Genomic DNA, 17,545 nt, shown 5'->3' with positions numbered 1-17,545 from the left:
CTGCCGGAACGTTAACTTAGGAATCAGGAGAAGGCGAAGCTCCAGGTTTTATTAATTGCCGTATGATCTATTTAACTTGTGTTTCTGCTTGAGCTTGAGCGTCAGTTAACACTTTGTCGATATCCGCACCTTTTAAATAATTTTGCATTTGGACGACAAGGATATCTTCAATCGCATACGTATGCATACCATAGTTCACCTTTGGAATTTGCTCTGTCCATTTGGCGAAATCAGCAATTACTTTTTGACCACCGAAGAATTCGTCAGCTTGCGTGTACGCCGGTCCGGATGCCGCGGCTTTTAACGTACCGATTGCACCAATCTCCGTAACAAGCTTCTGATACAATTCAACGTCAGATCCAAATGTTTGTTTCAAGAAATCTGCCGCAGCTTCTTTTCCATCGACATTCATGACGTACCACGAGCTGCCGCCAAGGTTCGATGCATGAACGGATTTTGGGTTGTTTGTCAGTTTAGGGAACGGTACGACAGCCCATTTGCCGGACTGTGAAGCTTCTTTTTTAACCGAAGCCGTAATCCAGTTACCGGTTGGAATCGTAGCTACATCACCACTGTTGAATGCGCCAACGAACTGGCTCCAATCCGATGTTGCCTTCACAATGTCCGCTTTCATGATTTCTTTATAGGTTTCAGCCGCTTCCTTCAAGGCCGCGTTGCCTGCCAAGTTAGGCGTCTTTCCATCTTCTTTTAAATACCACGAGCCTGCGGACTGAATCATCATGCGAATAAGCCCAAGATCGTTCGGATCTTGCGTTAGCAGTTGTTTGCCCGTTTTGGCTTTCACTGCTTTACCGATCTCAATCATCTTCTTCCAGTCGATATCCTGCAGATCCTCAACCTTGTATCCCGCTTGCTCTAAGTAATCTCTTCTTACATACAATCCAGCAACGCCGGAATCAAATGGAACCCCATATTGTTTGCCATTTACACTTGTAGGTCCGATTTTGTAATCGGCGAAATCAGTCGGTTTAATCACATTTGTTAATTCAAAGAACGAATCAGGATAAGCTTGCAGGAAGCTTTGTGCACGATAATCTTCTATCAATACGATTGTCGGCAAGCTTTTTGTCGTGCCTGCATTCAATCCTGCGTTCAATTTCTGAATGATATCGGCTTGCGCGTTTTCCACAATGTTGATCTTCAAACCGGAATTGGGATTTTTCGCCTCGTAAGCTGCTTTTGCACGTTCCATAGCGCCAACATTAAATACTTTATCCCACGCCCATACTGTAATTTCCTTTGCAGCTGCAGGCGTAGCTTCAGCGGTTTTTCCACCCGTATTCGGCACATTATTCCCTTTGCTCGAGCATGCCGTCAATAGTACTAAGCTGGCCAATAGGATGGCGAGTACCTTTTTCACAAAAATTCAGCCCCTTTTAAATTACTATAAATTAGTTTTGAAAGCGTTTGCCCCGCTAACAATTGTCATTATAACAATTCGTTAAAATGACCCGTTAGTAATATATTTGTGTGGATTTGTCATTCTATTGTTAGCTTTCTATTGGTTGTTTATGTAAATAGTAATTAATTTGTTTATTGGTATTTTTTTTAGGTATGAAGGAGTGGAAGCTTTATTTTCACTCTCGTTCCCTCGCCAATGTTACTCACAATGGTAACGCCGTATTCCTCTCCGTAAAGCAGTGCTACACGGTCATGTACATTTCGAATTCCAATACCGGAGAAAAAACGACTGCTGCTAACGGAGCTCTGCGAATTATTCCCATTATCAAAGCCTTTCATTCCAATACCGTTGTCGATGACCTCGCAGACCAGCGCATTTGCCTCGCGCGACACCAGCACATAAATGTACCCTTCGTTCCTTTCATGAAAGGCATGAAAAAATGCATTTTCGATAAAAGGCTGGATGATGAGCTTAGGAACATGATAGGACATACAATCTTCGGATACAAAATAATCGACTTTGATCTGCTCACCGTAACGTATGTGATTAATAAATACATAATTTTTCAAATTAACAAGTTCTTGCTCCACGGTTATTGTTTCACTAATGTTGCTGACGGTATTCTGGAGAAGGGAGATAAGGGAGTTGATGGTAGCAGCGGCTTTCTCCTTATTCCCCTGCTGGACCAAAATTTTCACGGATGCCAACGTATTGTATAGAAAATGCGGGTTAATCTGCATTTGCAGAGCGTATAGCTCCGCGTTGCGCTGGTCCTTCTGTGTCTGAATCAGCTTCTTTATATAATCGTTAAGCTCATCCAGCATGTAATTGTATGCATGTCCGAGCTCCATGATTTCATAGCTGCCAGTAACCGTTATATAATTATCGAAATTATTTTCCGTAATTCTCGACATTTGTCTGGCTAGCAGGGTCAATGACTTTGTCAAACGTCTTGAAATCAGAAATACAATGAGCAGAGCCGCGAACACGATAGCCATACAAATAAGCGCAACCCTTTTGACATCAACCATCTGGCTAAGCACCATTTGTTTATCAATGAGATTGACTAGATAAAAATCATACGTAGGAAGGTACTCCGAAAGCACTAGACTGTTTTTCCCCATTACACTTACATCTTTGACATTTATCTTTTTTTGTTCAATTTCTTTAGCGTAACCAAGTAAATCATGCGCCTCTTCGCCAATGAACTCATGGCGGTTACTTGATACGACGTTGCCTGAACGGTCTAATATGATAACGTCGTTGCCTTCGCTTGTGAAGTTCGTGAAGAACCGCTTAAAGTCACTTTCTCGTATAGCAAAATAAAGAACACCATATGGATTACCGCTCGTTCTCTCCATAAGTGCCCTAGAAGCGACAATCACCGGGTCAGCTTCAGACGAATTGGTGATGCTTTCTTTATCCAATTGGTAGATAAGCCGCTTTGGCGTGGCCAGGGTATTGACAGTTAACTTGCTGTTTCTCAGCTTTTCCAATGAGCTCGGCCAATAATAGCTATCTGTCGAGTGGCTTTTCCTATTCATTCCACTGATCGTAATTGTAACTGGGTATGCTGCTACATTAGACTGAATCCGTTTCATCTCTTGGCTAGCCTCATACTGACTTCGCACCGTAGAAAGTGTGTCCATATCCGTATTCGTCAGAAACTCTTTTATCGTGCCGTTCTGCAGCACATTATTCGATGCCGTAACGATAGAATAATTGAACGATTCGAAATTCTCTTGAATCTGGCTAATGATTTTTGAGTTCGTAATACTGAACGTATTCATGAAGAGCCGCTCCGACATTTGAATCATGACAAGTGAAGTTAGCAACGATACGGAAATAATACTAACCACCGTGACGATAAACATTTTAATAAAAAGACCATGATATTTAAATTTGTCCAGAAGTCTCCTCATAACCTAGTTCCTTTTCTTGTTGAGATGATTTTTTTTGTATTGGCTCGGTGATATGCCCGTTAATTTCTTGAATACTTTTGTAAAATAACTATGGTCCGAATAACCTACTTTCCCGCTAATTTCGGATATGGATGCGAAATCCTGCTTCAGAAGATCCGCTGCCTTCTCGACTCTGATCTTGTTCAAATATTCGCTGAAGCCTTCTTTATTATGCGATGTGAAATAACTCGACAAATAAGAAGGATTAAAATGAAAATGCTTAGCTATTTCCGTTAGGCTGAGTGGCTCAGCGTAATGCTCGTGGATATAATCAAGAAGCATCGTCATATTCGGATTTCCACCCGTTGACCGCTTCGTTTTTATTACAGCGTTTGTCTCCTGTATAAATGTCTCAAGAAGCCTGATAGCTTCGCTGACATGCGACGCCTCACCTATCGATTTGAAATAAGCATATTTCGCTTCTTCCAAATTCTTCATATCCAATTCCAAACGGCCAAGCACAATGGTTATATTAAAAATGATGTTTCCCAAAAAGGACTTGAACTCAAACACATCCGTTTGATACTGGTTTGACGCGGCTTGAATGTACCTGAGCAACTCCTGAAGAGCCTCTTCGAACTGTTGTCGATTCATTTGTTCGGTAAAGCGAGTCATATTAAATTTCGCAACCTCTTCAGAAAATTTCGGCAGTTCCCCATATACAATTAAATTGTTGGTGGCAGGTAAAAAAAAGCGATAAGCGTTTATTTTCAGAAACCCATCCCTAAAGTTCGTGCCGATCTGTTTCAAATCGCTGAATACCTCACCGACCGTCCAACCAATCTCCGGCTGTTGATTCCTTGTCCATGCGGCAAGTTTCCGAACGATAAATGTGAAACGATCCCACTCGCTCTTGTCCATGTTTACCAGCACAACAACCATGTTAGGGTCCGCGGGAACGGGATAATAAACCGCATGATCGAAGCCACTATCTAACTCAGCAGCAATCTTCGCCATCCATTGTGAAGCGGTATGTTGATCCTTGCTCTTGCTCGGCAATTGCTTGAGATCAGCGCCAAGCAGGATGTAATTAGGATATGGAAAAGCAGCGGTGATATCTTTGAAATCGTCATCGACCTCATAACCGGAAATAAGCTTATCGATGATATTTTTAATAGACAAGCTGCCATCGTCATTGGACTCTTCCAGCTTTAAAGAGGGAATCTTACGCGCGGTGCGCTTCAATATGTCGAGCAGCTGTTCAGCTTCAAGCTTTGGCTTTAAGATATAATCAGCAATCCCGCTTTGAAAGGTGGACCTCACATAATCAAACTCACCAAAACTGCTTAATATGATCACTTCAATTTCCGGGAACTGCGACTTTATCACACGAGTAAGCTCCGCTCCTCCCATTACAGGCATCACGATATCGGTAATAACGATATGCGGCTGCATGCGCTCTATTTGTTCAAGAGCTTCTTTGCCGTTGGAAGCCTCTCCTACGATCTGAAACCCCTCTTGTTCCCAGTACAACAAGTGCTTGATACCCTGTCTGACTAAAATTTCATCATCTACAATAAGTACACGACAAGAACGAGCCATCCCTTTACCTCCGCATTGAATATCTATGGCTTTCTTTAAATCATTCGTAATAACTTCGAATCACGATGTCTTGATCATAGTTGCCGAATCCCCTACCGAATAAGGTTAATCCACCTCGACCTCGAGCGGTATCTTCAGCACTTATTCGCAATGTCCACTGCGTGCTATCCCATTGTACATCCTTGATCGTGACATCAGAAATTTGCTGACCATCTATGAATGTACCGTTTGCATTTATTCGAAGTACTTTCATTAATCCATATTGATTGACGTCAGAATGCCACCAGTCTGGTGACAATCTACCTCTCATTCGACCGAAATCTCCGGGACTCGTCCACATTCCCAGTAATTTATCATTGATTGTAAATCGGATGTCCGAAGGCCAGTTTTCATTAATATGGGGAGCTTCGGAACCGATTTCCATGGAGATTTCAATTTCTTGTACGATTTGATCTTTGAAGAGATAGTTGGGTAATTTATATTCGACAAACCCTCTAGCAAACCACAAAATGCCTGCATGAACGCGTTCAGGATCCAAAAAATAGGTCGGATTATCGTAATAACCGATCATCTTTTCTGTTGTTGCAATTCCACACGTAGGGGATGCCGCGAAATCCGTGTATTGGCCGACAGGCATAGCAACCTCAACGAATTTTCTTTTCAAAATAGAAAAACTTGATAATTTTATTTGTAGGTACTCCGTTGACAACGAACAAAATTTATAGGTCCCGCCGTTAACCCTTTTCATTTTATAGCTTACAAGCCCTGCTCTCTGCAGTTTGGTAACGTGCGTACTGACAATTGCACTGCTTAGGTAAAGCTCAGAAGCCAATTCTTTAATATGCATCTCCTTTGTATATAATAAATCAATAATCTGCAGCCGCACCTCGCTCGCCAATGCTTCGTAGACCCGAAGCGATTCCGAATCCGTTGTTAAATACATGATTACACACCCATTCTTGAATTAGTAATTTAGTTAATTCTATGTTTTTCACATCCAACGCATTGAAAGTATTTATCTATTATGATAAATATTATATACAATATCAACAATTATGATTTAACCATTTCATTAATTCAACTAGGAGGATTATATGCTATGTCCATGAAATCGACTATGCTTATTGATAAGAATTTCACCATTTCAGAAGTAGATCCAAGGCTCTATGGGTCATTTATCGAACACCTAGGACGTGCCGTATATGGCGGAATTTACGAGCCAAACCATCCAACCGCAGATGAGAACGGCTTCCGACGCGATGCTCTGGATGCTATTCGTTCACTGAATGTTCCAATCATTCGCTATCCAGGGGGAAATTTTGTTTCCGGCTATAACTGGGAGGACGGTGTTGGTGCAAAGGCCGAGCGGAAGCGTCTATTGGATCTAGCGTGGTGGACAACAGAAACCAATGAGATGGGAACAAATGAATTCGCGGATTGGGCTAAACTAGTCGGTTCAGAAGTCATGATGGCCGTTAACCTTGGTACCCGCGGCGTTGACGCGGCTAGAAATCTCGTCGAATATTGTAACCATCCTTCTGGTTCTTACTGGAGTGATCTGCGAATATCACATGGTTATAAAGATCCGCATAATTTCAAAACGTGGTGCCTTGGGAATGAAATGGATGGCCCTTGGCAAATCGGAGCAAAAACGGCTGTCGAATATGGCAGATTAGCGAATGAAACGGCCAAAGCTATGCGGTGGGTTGACCCTTCCCTAGAGCTTGTTGCATGTGGCAGCTCATCAAGTGGGATGAGTACATTCGCTGATTGGGAAGCTACCGTGCTCGATCTTACCTACGATCAAGTGGATTATTTATCCTTGCACACCTATTACAATAATAATGAGAATGATTCCTCTAATTTCTTGGCGAAATCGCTTGATATGGATCAATTCATTTACAGTGTAACAGCTATTTGCGATTACATGAAAGCGAAGAAACGGAGCAAGAAAAAGCTCATGCTTTCTTTAGATGAATGGAATGTTTGGAATTCCATTGGAACAAGCCGTGCTACTGAACGCTGGCAGGTTGCACCGCCGGAATTCGAAGATGTTTATACGTTGGAGGACGCTCTTGCAGTAGGCTGCTTCCTGATTACACTGCTGAAACATGCAGATCGTGTTAAAATGGCGTGCATAGCCCAATTGATTAATGTGATTGCACCGATTATGACTGAAAATGGGGGCCCTCTTTGGCTGCAAACCACTTATTATCCGTACCTTCATGCCTCTTTGTACGGTAGAGGAACGGTGCTTCACCCCATTACTTCATCACCTAAATACGATTCAAAGGATTTCACCGATGTTCCGTATCTAGAGGCCATCAGTGTTTTCAATGAAGAGCAAGGTGAAGTTACGATCTTCGCTGTAAATCGTCATTTATCAGAGGGGCTCGAGCTTACCGTTGACGTCCGCAGCTTCGGCGAAGTTAGCATTCTCGAGCATTTAGTGTTGGAGCATGTAGATTTAAAAGCGACCAATACAAAAACGAAGCCTGATAATGTCGTCCCTCACAAAGGCGGTAACGCCAAAACAGACGATGGATATGTAAAGGCTGATCTCAGCAAAGCTTCATGGAATGTTCTTCGACTGCAAATAAAAAAAACCTAGAATAAATAATATTAACTGATCCAAGATATCCGCGTGGACGTACCCAGGTTCCATCAAAAAGAGTCTGCCACCATAAAAAAAACGCAGCCGAGTTGACTGCGTTTTTTTGTATAGTGGAGCCTAGGGATCTAACCCCTGACCTCATCCCTGCCAGTGAGGTGCTCTCCTGTCATACCGGTTTCACTATGCTAGTCGGAATAATTTCTAACCATTCAAGCCGAACGGGAGCACCTTTAGCTTGAACTACAATGCGATGTGTACCTGGCTCAAGCGTGAACGGTTCTCTACTATTTTTGTTCTCGCCATCTATCGAGATTGCAAGACTTCCGTTTTCATCAAGCTCGTTAAGGTATACGTTGATCTCATAAAGCGTATAATCCATAAACTTAGGCACATAAATTTCATAGGCCAGCCAATCGCCTTCAGCTAAGTGTACTTCTAGGCGCTCGTTCTCCTGCCATGTCTCACCTTTGCCATGTTCGAAGTTTGCTGTCTCCCTTGCACTTGCGACAAACCGAATGTCAGTGCGGTCATTGATGCGAAAGCCAACATTCTGATTCGACGGCTGCTGGATGCCATAACTGACACCTTCTCCCCGATACCCGTAGAAAATAGCAGGTATTCGAACAGGAGGTCTGCCTAACATGGCGTCAACAACATCGCGGTAATACACACATTGGTCGAAAGCTAAATTAGTTAGATATTCCCATAAGATCCGTTGTGCAGTTATCTCATCTGGCTTCGGACCGCCTTCTAAGTACTCGACAAGTATCTCCCAATCGCGGGGCACCCTAACGCTGCAAGGTGAATTATCCTTGCCCATCTTCTTCCAAGTCCAGAAATTCCATGAGATATTGTGATCTTCAAAAAGGCGGAAAGCACCGGTGTACCATGCTTTGTTATTCTCACCGCCTTCACCCATGTAAATGGGCACGTTCCACTCTTCACGCTTTTCTAAGTAGACTCTGATGCTCTCCGTATCTGGATTATTCCAATATTTATGGAACTGGAGCATCAGATTATCATCGATTTTTTCCGTAAAAATCGACCAGTCCGTTGCCCAATGGGCACCCTCTAGAATAATAAGGTGGTGATCGTCTACTTCTCGGATCGCGTTGACGATGTCCCGGTAAAGAGGCATTACCTCACCGTTATAAGCAGAGAACCAGTTGGGCAGCGGCTCATTGAGCAGATCATAGCCGGCAACAATCCACTCATCCTTGTAGTGCTCTGCGAGAAAACGCCATAACTGAACCGTAAGACGCTTATTATGTTCTTCTGTAAATAGCTCTGGCAAGTCGCGTTCAGAGTCGTCAATATTCGTACCCGTCTGGCCCCCAGGTGCCCCGTGTAGATCTAGAATCACATAAATTCGGTGCGTACGGCACCATCCGATAAGCCGATCAATGAGTTTCAATCGATGTTCTTTCACCCGAAGGGGCTCGCTGTCTTCAATTAAAAATCTTGCGTTTATTGGCACCCTAACGGAATTAAACCCTTCAGCGGCTATCTGCTGAATATCTGCCTCCGACGTGTGAACATCATAGTAAATGTTCCAAAATCTTTCGGCCTCCCGTTCGCCGATCAGCTCTTGTATCATCTTTTCAATACGCCTCGGACGATCCCCCTGCTCCGGAAACATCCACATGTAGCCCTCTGGGAGCAGCCAGCTTCCGAAGCCAACGCCTCTAAGCAGCAACTCGCGACCTTCACCATTAACGAGTCTCTTCCCCTCCGCTTTAAGGAAGCCGACAACTTCATTCTCACGAATTGAGCTCAATAATTTTCACTCCTATCCCTTTATTGCACCGTCTGCTATACCCTTCATAATGTATTTTTGCAGTAATAAATAGAAGAGAACGACTGGCAGCATGGCCAAAATCAATGAAGACAAGATGGCCGACCAGTCATTATTCCCGTATTGACCGAAGAGCATGTTGGTGGATAATAGCAGGGTATACGTCTTATAGTTGGTCAACATCAGTAACGGCAGAAGAAAATCGTTCCATATCCATAACAGGTTTAAAATCGCAATCGTAGCCGTAATAGGCAGTAATAACGGAAATATGACAACAAAAAATAATCGGAACTCACCGCACCCATCGATGACAGCTGCTTCATCCAGATCGCGGGGGATAGACTTCACAAAACCATGGTACAAAAAGATCGCAAAGGCGACACCTGTGCCTATATATATCAACCCTAGACCCGTCGTTGAGCCCTGCACGGATAGCGCTTTAGAAATTTTAGTCAGCGTTATCATAATAGAGTGAAATGGAATCAACGTGGACATGACGAACAGCAGAAATATAAATGCACTTAACTTTCCTGGTGTCCTAGATAGTTTATATCCAGCCATCGACGCGCAAATGATAATGCCTAACAAACCAACCGATGCGATATATATCGTATTTCCTAAGCTTCTAACAAAATTAGTCTTATGGAATGCGCCAATATAATTTCCTACTTCCAAATGGGTAGGCAGCGACAAAATATTGTTCATCATGGCGCCTTCCGTCTTAAAGGAGTTAAGCAGTCCCATGTAGATCGGAAACAACGTAAATATGGCAGCAGCAAGGAGGAGCAGCAGAATCATAAAGGAACCGATTCGCTTCATGATTCCACCTCTCTTCTCTTCATCAGCCACAGCTGAATCAAAGTGATCAAGAACACGACTAGAAACAAGATCATCGCCTTAGCATTCGCGTACCCATATCGATTACTTGATTTAAATGCTTCTTCAAAAATATTCAGCGCGATGACCTGCGTTGATCTGCCCGGACCACCGCCGGTTAATGAGTAGACAGCATCGAATGCTTTAAACGAGCCGTTAAGAGTAAGAAATATACCAATCGTTAGGGCCGGATAAATCATCGGAAGCGTCACATAACGAAACGTTTTAAAAGCATTCGCGCCATCAATCGCAGCCGCTTCTTTCAGATGCTGGGGCACTCCCTGTAAGGAGGCGATATAGATCACCATCAGGTAACCGACGCCTCCCCATAGGGACACGATAACGATGGCGAAGAACGAATAAGCTGGATCACCGATCCAAGATTTATCCAAAAAGGCGAATACCGAATGTTCAGCTATATATGGAAGTACTTTGGTGAAAATAAATAACCACATAAAGCCGCCAATGATCAAGCTAATCATATTGGGCATGAAAAAAATCGTCCTGAACCATACCTTGCTGCGCCGTCTGGATTCCACGAGAACCGCCAAAAGCAGAGCGATCACATTCTGAAGCACAACCATGAACACGACATATTTAAGGGTGAAGCCTACCGACTTCAGGAAGAACGGGTCCGCCGTTAATGCCTCGATGTAATTAGCCAATCCCACCATCCGATACGTGCGATTCAGTCCGTTCCAATTCGTAAGGCTGTACCATGCGCCCCCGAATGCGGGGGCGAGTACGAATACAGCGTAGAATAATAGAGCGGGAAACACGAAGGCTAATAGGATGACCGTCTTTTTTCGTTTCGTTGTCATTAGCCTATTCTCACTCCCGGTCACCATAAATATCCATGCTATTGCTGAGCCTTAATCGCGTCTGCCCATTTCTTATCCAGCGCTTTGATAATCTCGTCTTTCGTTACTTGCTTCGCATAGTAACTTTGCAGCAGTTTCGCTTGTTCATCAGTAACGCCATTAGGAAGAGACAAGTCCTGATAAGCCTTCCCTTGAGAAACGTAGGTCATCGCTTCATCGATCCAAGGGAATGATTTATACGTGTGAACCTTAGATACGGGATTGAACTTTAATTCTTGGAACAAGGCTGATGAATCCTTCGGATCAAGGATGTAATTTAGAAGATCCATAGCAACCTCTTTGTTTTTGCTTGTTGGAGATACTGCTAGAGACGTGGACGTTGATAGGTTGATCATCGTACCTTTCGGGTTATTGCTCACCGGAAGCGGTGCAACGCCGAATTCAATTTTCGGGTTAACCTTTTGAATGGCCTCTGCTTGCCATGGACCTTGAACCCACATTGCCGCTTTCCCGTTCGCGAAATCAGTAGAGCCTTGGGCGCTGCCTACTTCGAATGGCTTATCTGTCCCATTTTGCATAACAATATCAATAATATTGAATACGTCCTGTACGTCTTTGTAGGAGGCTTCACCCTTGTTCATCTTTTGGATCCAATCCGGATGCTCCGAAGTCACAATCCCACCGAGCGACAGCGCCATGATCAGCTGCGGAATCCATGCCTCTTGGAAAGACAACTCGAAGGGTGTCACTTTATTCGCTTTCAGCTTCTCTACAACCGCTTTCATTTCATCAACTGTTTGAGGAGCTTTCAGACCTAAATCATTGAACACTTTCTTATTGTACAAATAACCCCATTCCAAGCTTTCAAGCGGTAATGCTACAATTTTTCCATCAAAGGTTACCGTCTTTTTAACGTTATCGAACAAGCCTGCCGCAAATGGCTGATTGGATAGGTCACTCAAGTAACCGGCTTTGTAATAGCTGGGGACGTCTGCTACAGCGTGCAGGGTGAACAAATCCGGCGCATCATTAGAAGAAAGGCGAGTCTGCAAGATTTGCTTGGCTTGATCCGGATTCGGCATTTCAAGATTGATGGTGACATCAATATTTTTTTCCGCTTTTTCCTTTGCCTTAAATTGTTCGAAATATTTGTCAAATTGATCCTTAAATCGCGGAAAGCCCATAAATACTTTCAATTCTACTTTCTTAGCTGGAGCTGGGGCAGTTGCTGCCGGTTTTCGAATCTGCCGGAGCTGGCGTAGCCTCTTTTCCGCCATTACTGGAGTTGGTGTTCGTGCCACAACCGACCATTGCGCCCAATAAGGTAACGCTTAGCATGAAGTGAAGCGCTTTCTTCATTCTTCATTTCCCCCTAAAGAAGATTAGTAACTACAATTTCAGTATAGAGGAGAAGGGTTTTATGAATCATTTGATGAAATTAGCATTCGTTATTGCACTTTATTGATTTCCGAGCTAGTCCTTACGCATCTCCCCAGGGGTGAGTCCAAAATGTTTCTTAAACACGCGATAAAAGTAAGCAATATCGACATAGCCAGTTAGCTCTGCTACACGTTTGATGGCAAGTCGTTGATCCATGATTAATTCCTTAGCTTTTTCCATTCTCTTACGAACGATATAGTCGGATAAATTCTCTCCAATAGCAGCCTTGAATGCTCGACTTAAATGCTCCTTGCTCACAAAAAAGTGATGAGCTACCGTCTCAAGGGAAATCGTTTCTTGGTAGTGGCGGTCGATGTAAGCCTGCACGTCCTCAGGGGCTAATCGATTTTTATTTTTGCGGTACGCCTCTATAGCATCTATGGCATCAATTAACCACTCACGCAGGATGGTATGAATTTCTCCCAAAGAGTACCCACTTAACAATGCAGCACGTTCACGTCGCTCCTCGATCCAAGTTGAATCCAAACCATAATCCGTACCAGCTGTAAACTCTTCCAGCAAATGCAGGAAATCATGCACAATTCTAGCCGGTATTCTTCCATCCTGTGTCACTGTATATCCTTCGGATAGGAGGTCCTCTATTTTTTCCAGCGTGTGGAGCACTGCAGGGCGATTGAGTTCCAAGAGATATTCATAAACCTGCTGCCGATAATTCACATAGGTGTCGAGCATCTTTTTATCCGTAAAGACATGCGTATCCCATGAAGTTGGTAGTTGTAGTGAAGCTTGCAGCTCCTCCACGCACCGAGAAAGGGCAGCGTTCAATTCGACTGGATTGATTGGCTTCAAAAGGTATTCAACGGCACGGGAACGTATCGCCTGCTTCAAATAAACGAAATCGTCATAGCCGCTCATCACGATGATTTTAACTTCGGGGTATCGTTCATTTAATACCTGCAGGAGCTCCACACCGTCCAGTCCCGGCATTCGCATATCGGTGATCACGATGCTCGGATGCAGCATCTCAATCAGAACAATTCCTTCCCGCCCGCCATCTGCTTCCCCAATGATATTCAGTCCGAGTTTGTTCCAAGCTCCCAATGATCTAACGACTTGTCTGGACCATAGCTCATCATCGATGATCAATACGTTCAGCATCCGTTTTGCCTCCTTCCTCCTGCTTATCAGCAGCCATTACTATTACAACCAAGGTCCCCACACCTGTCTTGCTAAATATGCGAACACCGCAGCCCTTGCCGAATTGCAGCTTGAGCCTTGCATGAACATTTCTTAAGCCGATTCCCCTTTTCTTTCTTACATTGTTGTTCCTTGTTCGAGGCGCCAGTCGTCCATCTCTCAAATCCGTTCGCAACTCACTTAAATGCTCCTCGTCAACGCCTATCCCGTCATCCTTAATGAAGATATAGACTCGTTTACCTATGAGCCTTATCCGAATCTCGATATTCCACCTGCCTTCCTTACGCTGCAGTCCGTGTTCAAACGCATTCTCGAGGATCGGTTGAAGTGTGAATTTAGGAAGCCTTGTAAGAAGTGCCCTCTCATCTGTAGATATATGCATACCGCAACGATCAGCGAAGCGTTGTTCCTGAATATATAGGTAATTCCGCATATGCTTGATTTCGTCTTCCAGAGGTACCAAATCACCATCTGCGCTGATGGAATAGCGTAAAAGCTCTCCCATTACCCGGGTAATTTCATAAATTTCAGGAGCATCCTTCACCAATGCCATGCCCCCCATCAAATTCAGGGTATTATTGAGAAAATGTGGATTGATTTGCGCCTGCAGGGCCATTAATTGCGCATTCTTCAGATCAATTTCCTGTTGATATTCAACCTCGATCAATTCCTTAATACGTTTCATCATGGAATTATAGCCGTTTTCCAGCAATCCGATTTCGTCCCTGCTTTGGACCGGAGACATTTTAAAATTATGAATATGTGTCATCTTCATGGTTTTGGCAAGCTTGACAATCGGCCTGCTAATCCGAAGCGATACGAAAATGGAAAGCAAAATTGAGGCTATAGCAAATAGGGTACCTGTTAAAATCCCTGCTTGGATCGTCGGTTGTGCGCTTTGGTTGACTGTGCGAAGTGGAATAACCTTCACCACCGTAAGTTGACCGTCTCCGACCCGTTTCAAGAAATAGAAATCCGTCTTGGTTCTGCGAAATGCCAATTCAAAATCATTCTGGTCGAGGCTTTTAAGTTGGGACTGAAGCTCTGCAGCATTCATTGTCTCCGTTGAACCAGACAAAAGCTCCCCTTGATCATTAATCAAGTAAACCGAGCTTTCCGATTCTGATTTTAAAATATTACTGACTTCCCTCCACACTTGCTTGTTTATACGGACGGAAATACCGCCTAACAACATACGATCCTCAAATCGATTCATACTGTGATATGCATAAATGGCACTGCCGGATTGTTTAAAATACATATTGATGGGTGCTTGAAGCATACGTCCCCAATTGCCTTCCCGAATGTTTAAGGAATAAACGGTTCCGCTGTTTGCATAACTGACTGAGAATGCCTTTTGGATTGGATGAATATATAAATTCAACTCGTCTATCTTTCTGGAATTTGCATAGAAGGCAGACGTAAGTGTGTTTTTGATATAATTTTGCGTGTTAAATTGTACCCCGATATCAGGGTTGTTCATATCATTAAGTCCAGCCATGAGCGTCTGATTAATTTGCAAGGAATAAAACAGAATATCGATTTGCTGATGGAGTTCCTCCAAATATTGATCGGCCCATAACATCCTCGAATTGTTCGCATTAATGATTTCCTTCTCTACGGAACTCCGTGTATTATTCGTAGCAATCCATGTGACGGTGACAACCGGCAGCGTGGTTAAGCAAATCATGAGTACCATCAATCGAAGACGTAGGCTTGTTCGCATCGCAGTAGAGTTCCTTTCTGAACGAAGATAGCGCTTACCTTCATGTTACTTTATCTTTTGAGGAATAGCATTCCTATTTTAGGTTTCATTTTTTATTATTTTTTACACGAAAAATAAATCGAAAGTCTTGATTTAAAGCGCTCTCATATTTTAATTTTAGAGTTGCAGCATGCTGATGTCATTCTAATTTATTGATTAACACTATTAGAACATATTGATTTCGTGAAAATAATAAGAGCTGTCCCAAAGTAGTTCATAAATCTACTTGAGGACAGCTCTTTTAGGTCTTTTGACCATATGGAACATTCGAATCGGTATTCAGCTCGAAATTATAATTCCATTGGATTTTTCCAATGGAATTGACTCTTAGACCTCGAAATTCGCGTTCCTATTGGAAATAATCCAATGGAATTGACTTTTAGGCGGCCAAATCCCTACTTCCACTGGATTAATCCAATGGAAGTAGCATTCGGGCATTGAAATTCACAAAGCAGGAACTGAATATACCAAATATGATTTTTGGGATAGCCCCTAGCCTATAACGAAACTAGACGTTTCGAAGATCATTCAAACACGGCTCATCTCCTAATTTTCATATTCACAATATATGTAAGCGCTTTTATAATGAGGAAAAAGAAAAGCGCTTCCTCGCGCTAATCTTACAATCGATGACCTGCTTACCCTTCCGTTGTTAACTTCCAAACGTCCAAGCTTTCCAGAGATACTTCTCCATTCCTGGCAAACAGCTTGATTCCCAGACTGTCAGGTTTTGGGTAAATGCGGTTCGTTACGGTTTTTAGCCCGTTATTAGCAAATATCTCGACAGAAGAGCGATCAATAAATATCTGCAGCTTAACGCGGCCATCCTCTAGAGGAGTCAACTGCACTTCGCTCACACCCGCTTCGCCTGCACCGGAGTGACTGCGATCCACTTTCAGCTTGCAGTCGGCTGCTGAATAGCTCACTTCCGTGTACTCGGAACTATCCTCTGAACAGCGAAGCAGCAAACCGAACTCAGCATCACCAGATGATTGATTTGTATCAAATACAGCGATAAGTTCAAGCGCGTCCCCATGAATTTCTGGCAAAGGTACTTCCGTATCCGCACAGATGGATAGATTACTGACACGGTGATGAGTCCCGCGCATGGCTTTCAATTCCTCCACAGGCTCTATCCGCAGCGTTCCGTCCTCTGAAAGTGTCAGCTCCCGAGGTAATGTAAAAGCCCCCATCCAGCCATGCTCCTGCTCCGGCATTTGAGCGCCCCAAATATTCATCCAGCCAATGAGAATACGTCTTCCCTGTCCGTCCATGAACGTTTGCGGGGCATAGAAATCGAAGCCATAGTCCAGCCGCTCTGCGTAGCGGTAGTCGAAAACGCCGCTCTCATAGCTAAGCTTGCCAGTTAGATACATCGTCTTGGTCGTTCCCATATTCATTGGGGAAATCACCAACACGTGGTCATTTCCGCTCCCTAACGGAAACAAATCCGGGCACTCCCACATATCCCCCATCGTGCCATCGCTTTCAGCTGCGACCCCGATATAGCTCCAATCCCGCAGATTTGAAGACTTATACAGCAGCGCTTTGCCCAAACCGTCTTTCCCGAATCCAATAACCATGTACCATACACCTGCATGCTGCCAAACCTTCGGATCCCGAAATCCGAAGCCACCTTCCTCTGGCGCGCCAGCAATAACCGGGTTATTCGCTGCTTTGTTAAAGGTAACCCCATCTGTGCTTGTCGCTATGCACTGAACCTCAGTGGGTGTGCGTCCATCAACATGCCCCGTGTAGATCAACGTCAGCACACCGTTATCGTCCACAGCACTGCCCGACCAGCAACCGTATCCACCGGTTTCTCCCATATCGTAATTTTCTGATGGCGCCAACGCTACGGGCAGATGCTCCCAGCTCACCAAGTCTTTACTTTTAGCATGTCCCCAGTGCATCGGTCCCCATTTGGGCTCATAAGGATAGTGCTGATAAAACACATGATATTCATCATTAAAATAAATCAGGCCATTCGGATCATTCATCCAGCCTGCTGGAGGCATCAAATGATAGTAAAGCCTGAAGTTGTCCTCTGCCACTACTGTTGCTGCTGAAGCTTGCTCCAACGCCGTATTGGCTAGAACTACTCGTTCCTCGTGAACCTTATTCCGTTCCTTGTCACCTTGATGACTCAT

The 17,545-nt window shown here is 43.8% G+C and carries 11 protein-coding genes and 1 pseudogene; 1 reads left to right on the top strand and 11 read right to left on the bottom strand.

Annotated elements, in window-relative coordinates:
* Positions 1-67: 67 nt before the first annotated feature.
* The 4 genes from ACBP55_RS06260 to ACBP55_RS06245 all read right to left on the bottom strand — a co-directional run bounded on the left by ACBP55_RS06260 (position 68) and on the right by ACBP55_RS06245 (position 5,869).
* Positions 68-1,381, bottom strand: a complete 1,314-nt coding sequence (locus ACBP55_RS06260; RefSeq protein WP_464650556.1) for an ABC transporter substrate-binding protein — start codon at positions 1,379-1,381, stop codon at positions 68-70.
* 188 nt (positions 1,382-1,569) lie between these two features.
* Positions 1,570-3,345, bottom strand: a complete 1,776-nt coding sequence (locus tag ACBP55_RS06255) for a cache domain-containing sensor histidine kinase (protein ID WP_464650555.1) — start codon at positions 3,343-3,345, stop codon at positions 1,570-1,572.
* Positions 3,346-3,348: 3 nt separating this feature from the next.
* Positions 3,349-4,926: a response regulator transcription factor gene (locus tag ACBP55_RS06250; RefSeq protein WP_464650554.1), complete on the bottom strand. Its 1,578-nt coding sequence runs from the start codon at positions 4,924-4,926 to the stop codon at positions 3,349-3,351.
* 40 nt (positions 4,927-4,966) lie between these two features.
* Entirely contained in the window at positions 4,967-5,869 is a 903-nt protein-coding gene (locus ACBP55_RS06245; protein ID WP_464650553.1) for an ArsR/SmtB family transcription factor, read from the bottom strand.
* 156 nt (positions 5,870-6,025) lie between these two features.
* Between ACBP55_RS06245 and arfA the strand changes: the two genes are divergently transcribed.
* Complete coding sequence (gene arfA / locus ACBP55_RS06240; RefSeq protein ID WP_464650552.1) at positions 6,026-7,537, top strand: arabinosylfuranosidase ArfA; 1,512 nt, start codon at positions 6,026-6,028, stop codon at positions 7,535-7,537.
* 169 nt (positions 7,538-7,706) lie between these two features.
* Here arfA and ACBP55_RS06235 read toward each other — a convergent pair whose 3' ends face one another.
* The 7 genes and pseudogenes from ACBP55_RS06235 to ACBP55_RS06205 all read right to left on the bottom strand — a co-directional run bounded on the left by ACBP55_RS06235 (position 7,707) and on the right by ACBP55_RS06205 (position 17,545).
* Positions 7,707-9,317 (bottom strand): cellulase family glycosylhydrolase, encoded by a 1,611-nt coding sequence (locus ACBP55_RS06235; protein WP_464650551.1) that lies wholly within the window; start codon positions 9,315-9,317, stop codon positions 7,707-7,709.
* 12 nt (positions 9,318-9,329) lie between these two features.
* Positions 9,330-10,154 carry a carbohydrate ABC transporter permease gene (locus ACBP55_RS06230; RefSeq protein ID WP_464650550.1) on the bottom strand — a complete coding sequence of 275 codons (825 nt, stop codon included), beginning with the start codon at positions 10,152-10,154 and terminating at the stop codon, positions 9,330-9,332.
* Positions 10,151-11,032, bottom strand: coding sequence for a carbohydrate ABC transporter permease (locus tag ACBP55_RS06225; RefSeq protein ID WP_464650549.1), 882 nt, complete (start codon positions 11,030-11,032; stop codon positions 10,151-10,153). The genes ACBP55_RS06230 and ACBP55_RS06225 overlap by 4 nt, the downstream gene beginning before the upstream one ends.
* Before the next feature lie 38 nt (positions 11,033-11,070).
* Positions 11,071-12,391: pseudogene (locus tag ACBP55_RS06220) on the bottom strand (ABC transporter substrate-binding protein).
* A 114-nt stretch (positions 12,392-12,505) separates the two neighbouring features.
* The gene (locus tag ACBP55_RS06215) at positions 12,506-13,591 is read right to left on the bottom strand and encodes a response regulator (RefSeq protein ID WP_464650548.1); all 1,086 of its coding nucleotides are present in this window, start codon (positions 13,589-13,591) and stop codon (positions 12,506-12,508) included.
* Complete coding sequence (locus tag ACBP55_RS06210; RefSeq protein WP_464650547.1) at positions 13,566-15,356, bottom strand: sensor histidine kinase; 1,791 nt, start codon at positions 15,354-15,356, stop codon at positions 13,566-13,568. Before ACBP55_RS06210 ends, ACBP55_RS06215 begins: the two co-directional genes overlap by 26 nt.
* A gap of 677 nt (positions 15,357-16,033) precedes the next feature.
* On the bottom strand, positions 16,034-17,545 hold the full coding sequence (locus ACBP55_RS06205; protein WP_464650546.1) for a glycoside hydrolase family 32 protein: 1,512 nt from the start codon (positions 17,543-17,545) through the stop codon (positions 16,034-16,036).

Source organism: Paenibacillus sp. WG02, assembly GCF_055396115.1.
This window is presented reverse-complemented; position numbering and strand designations above follow the sequence as displayed.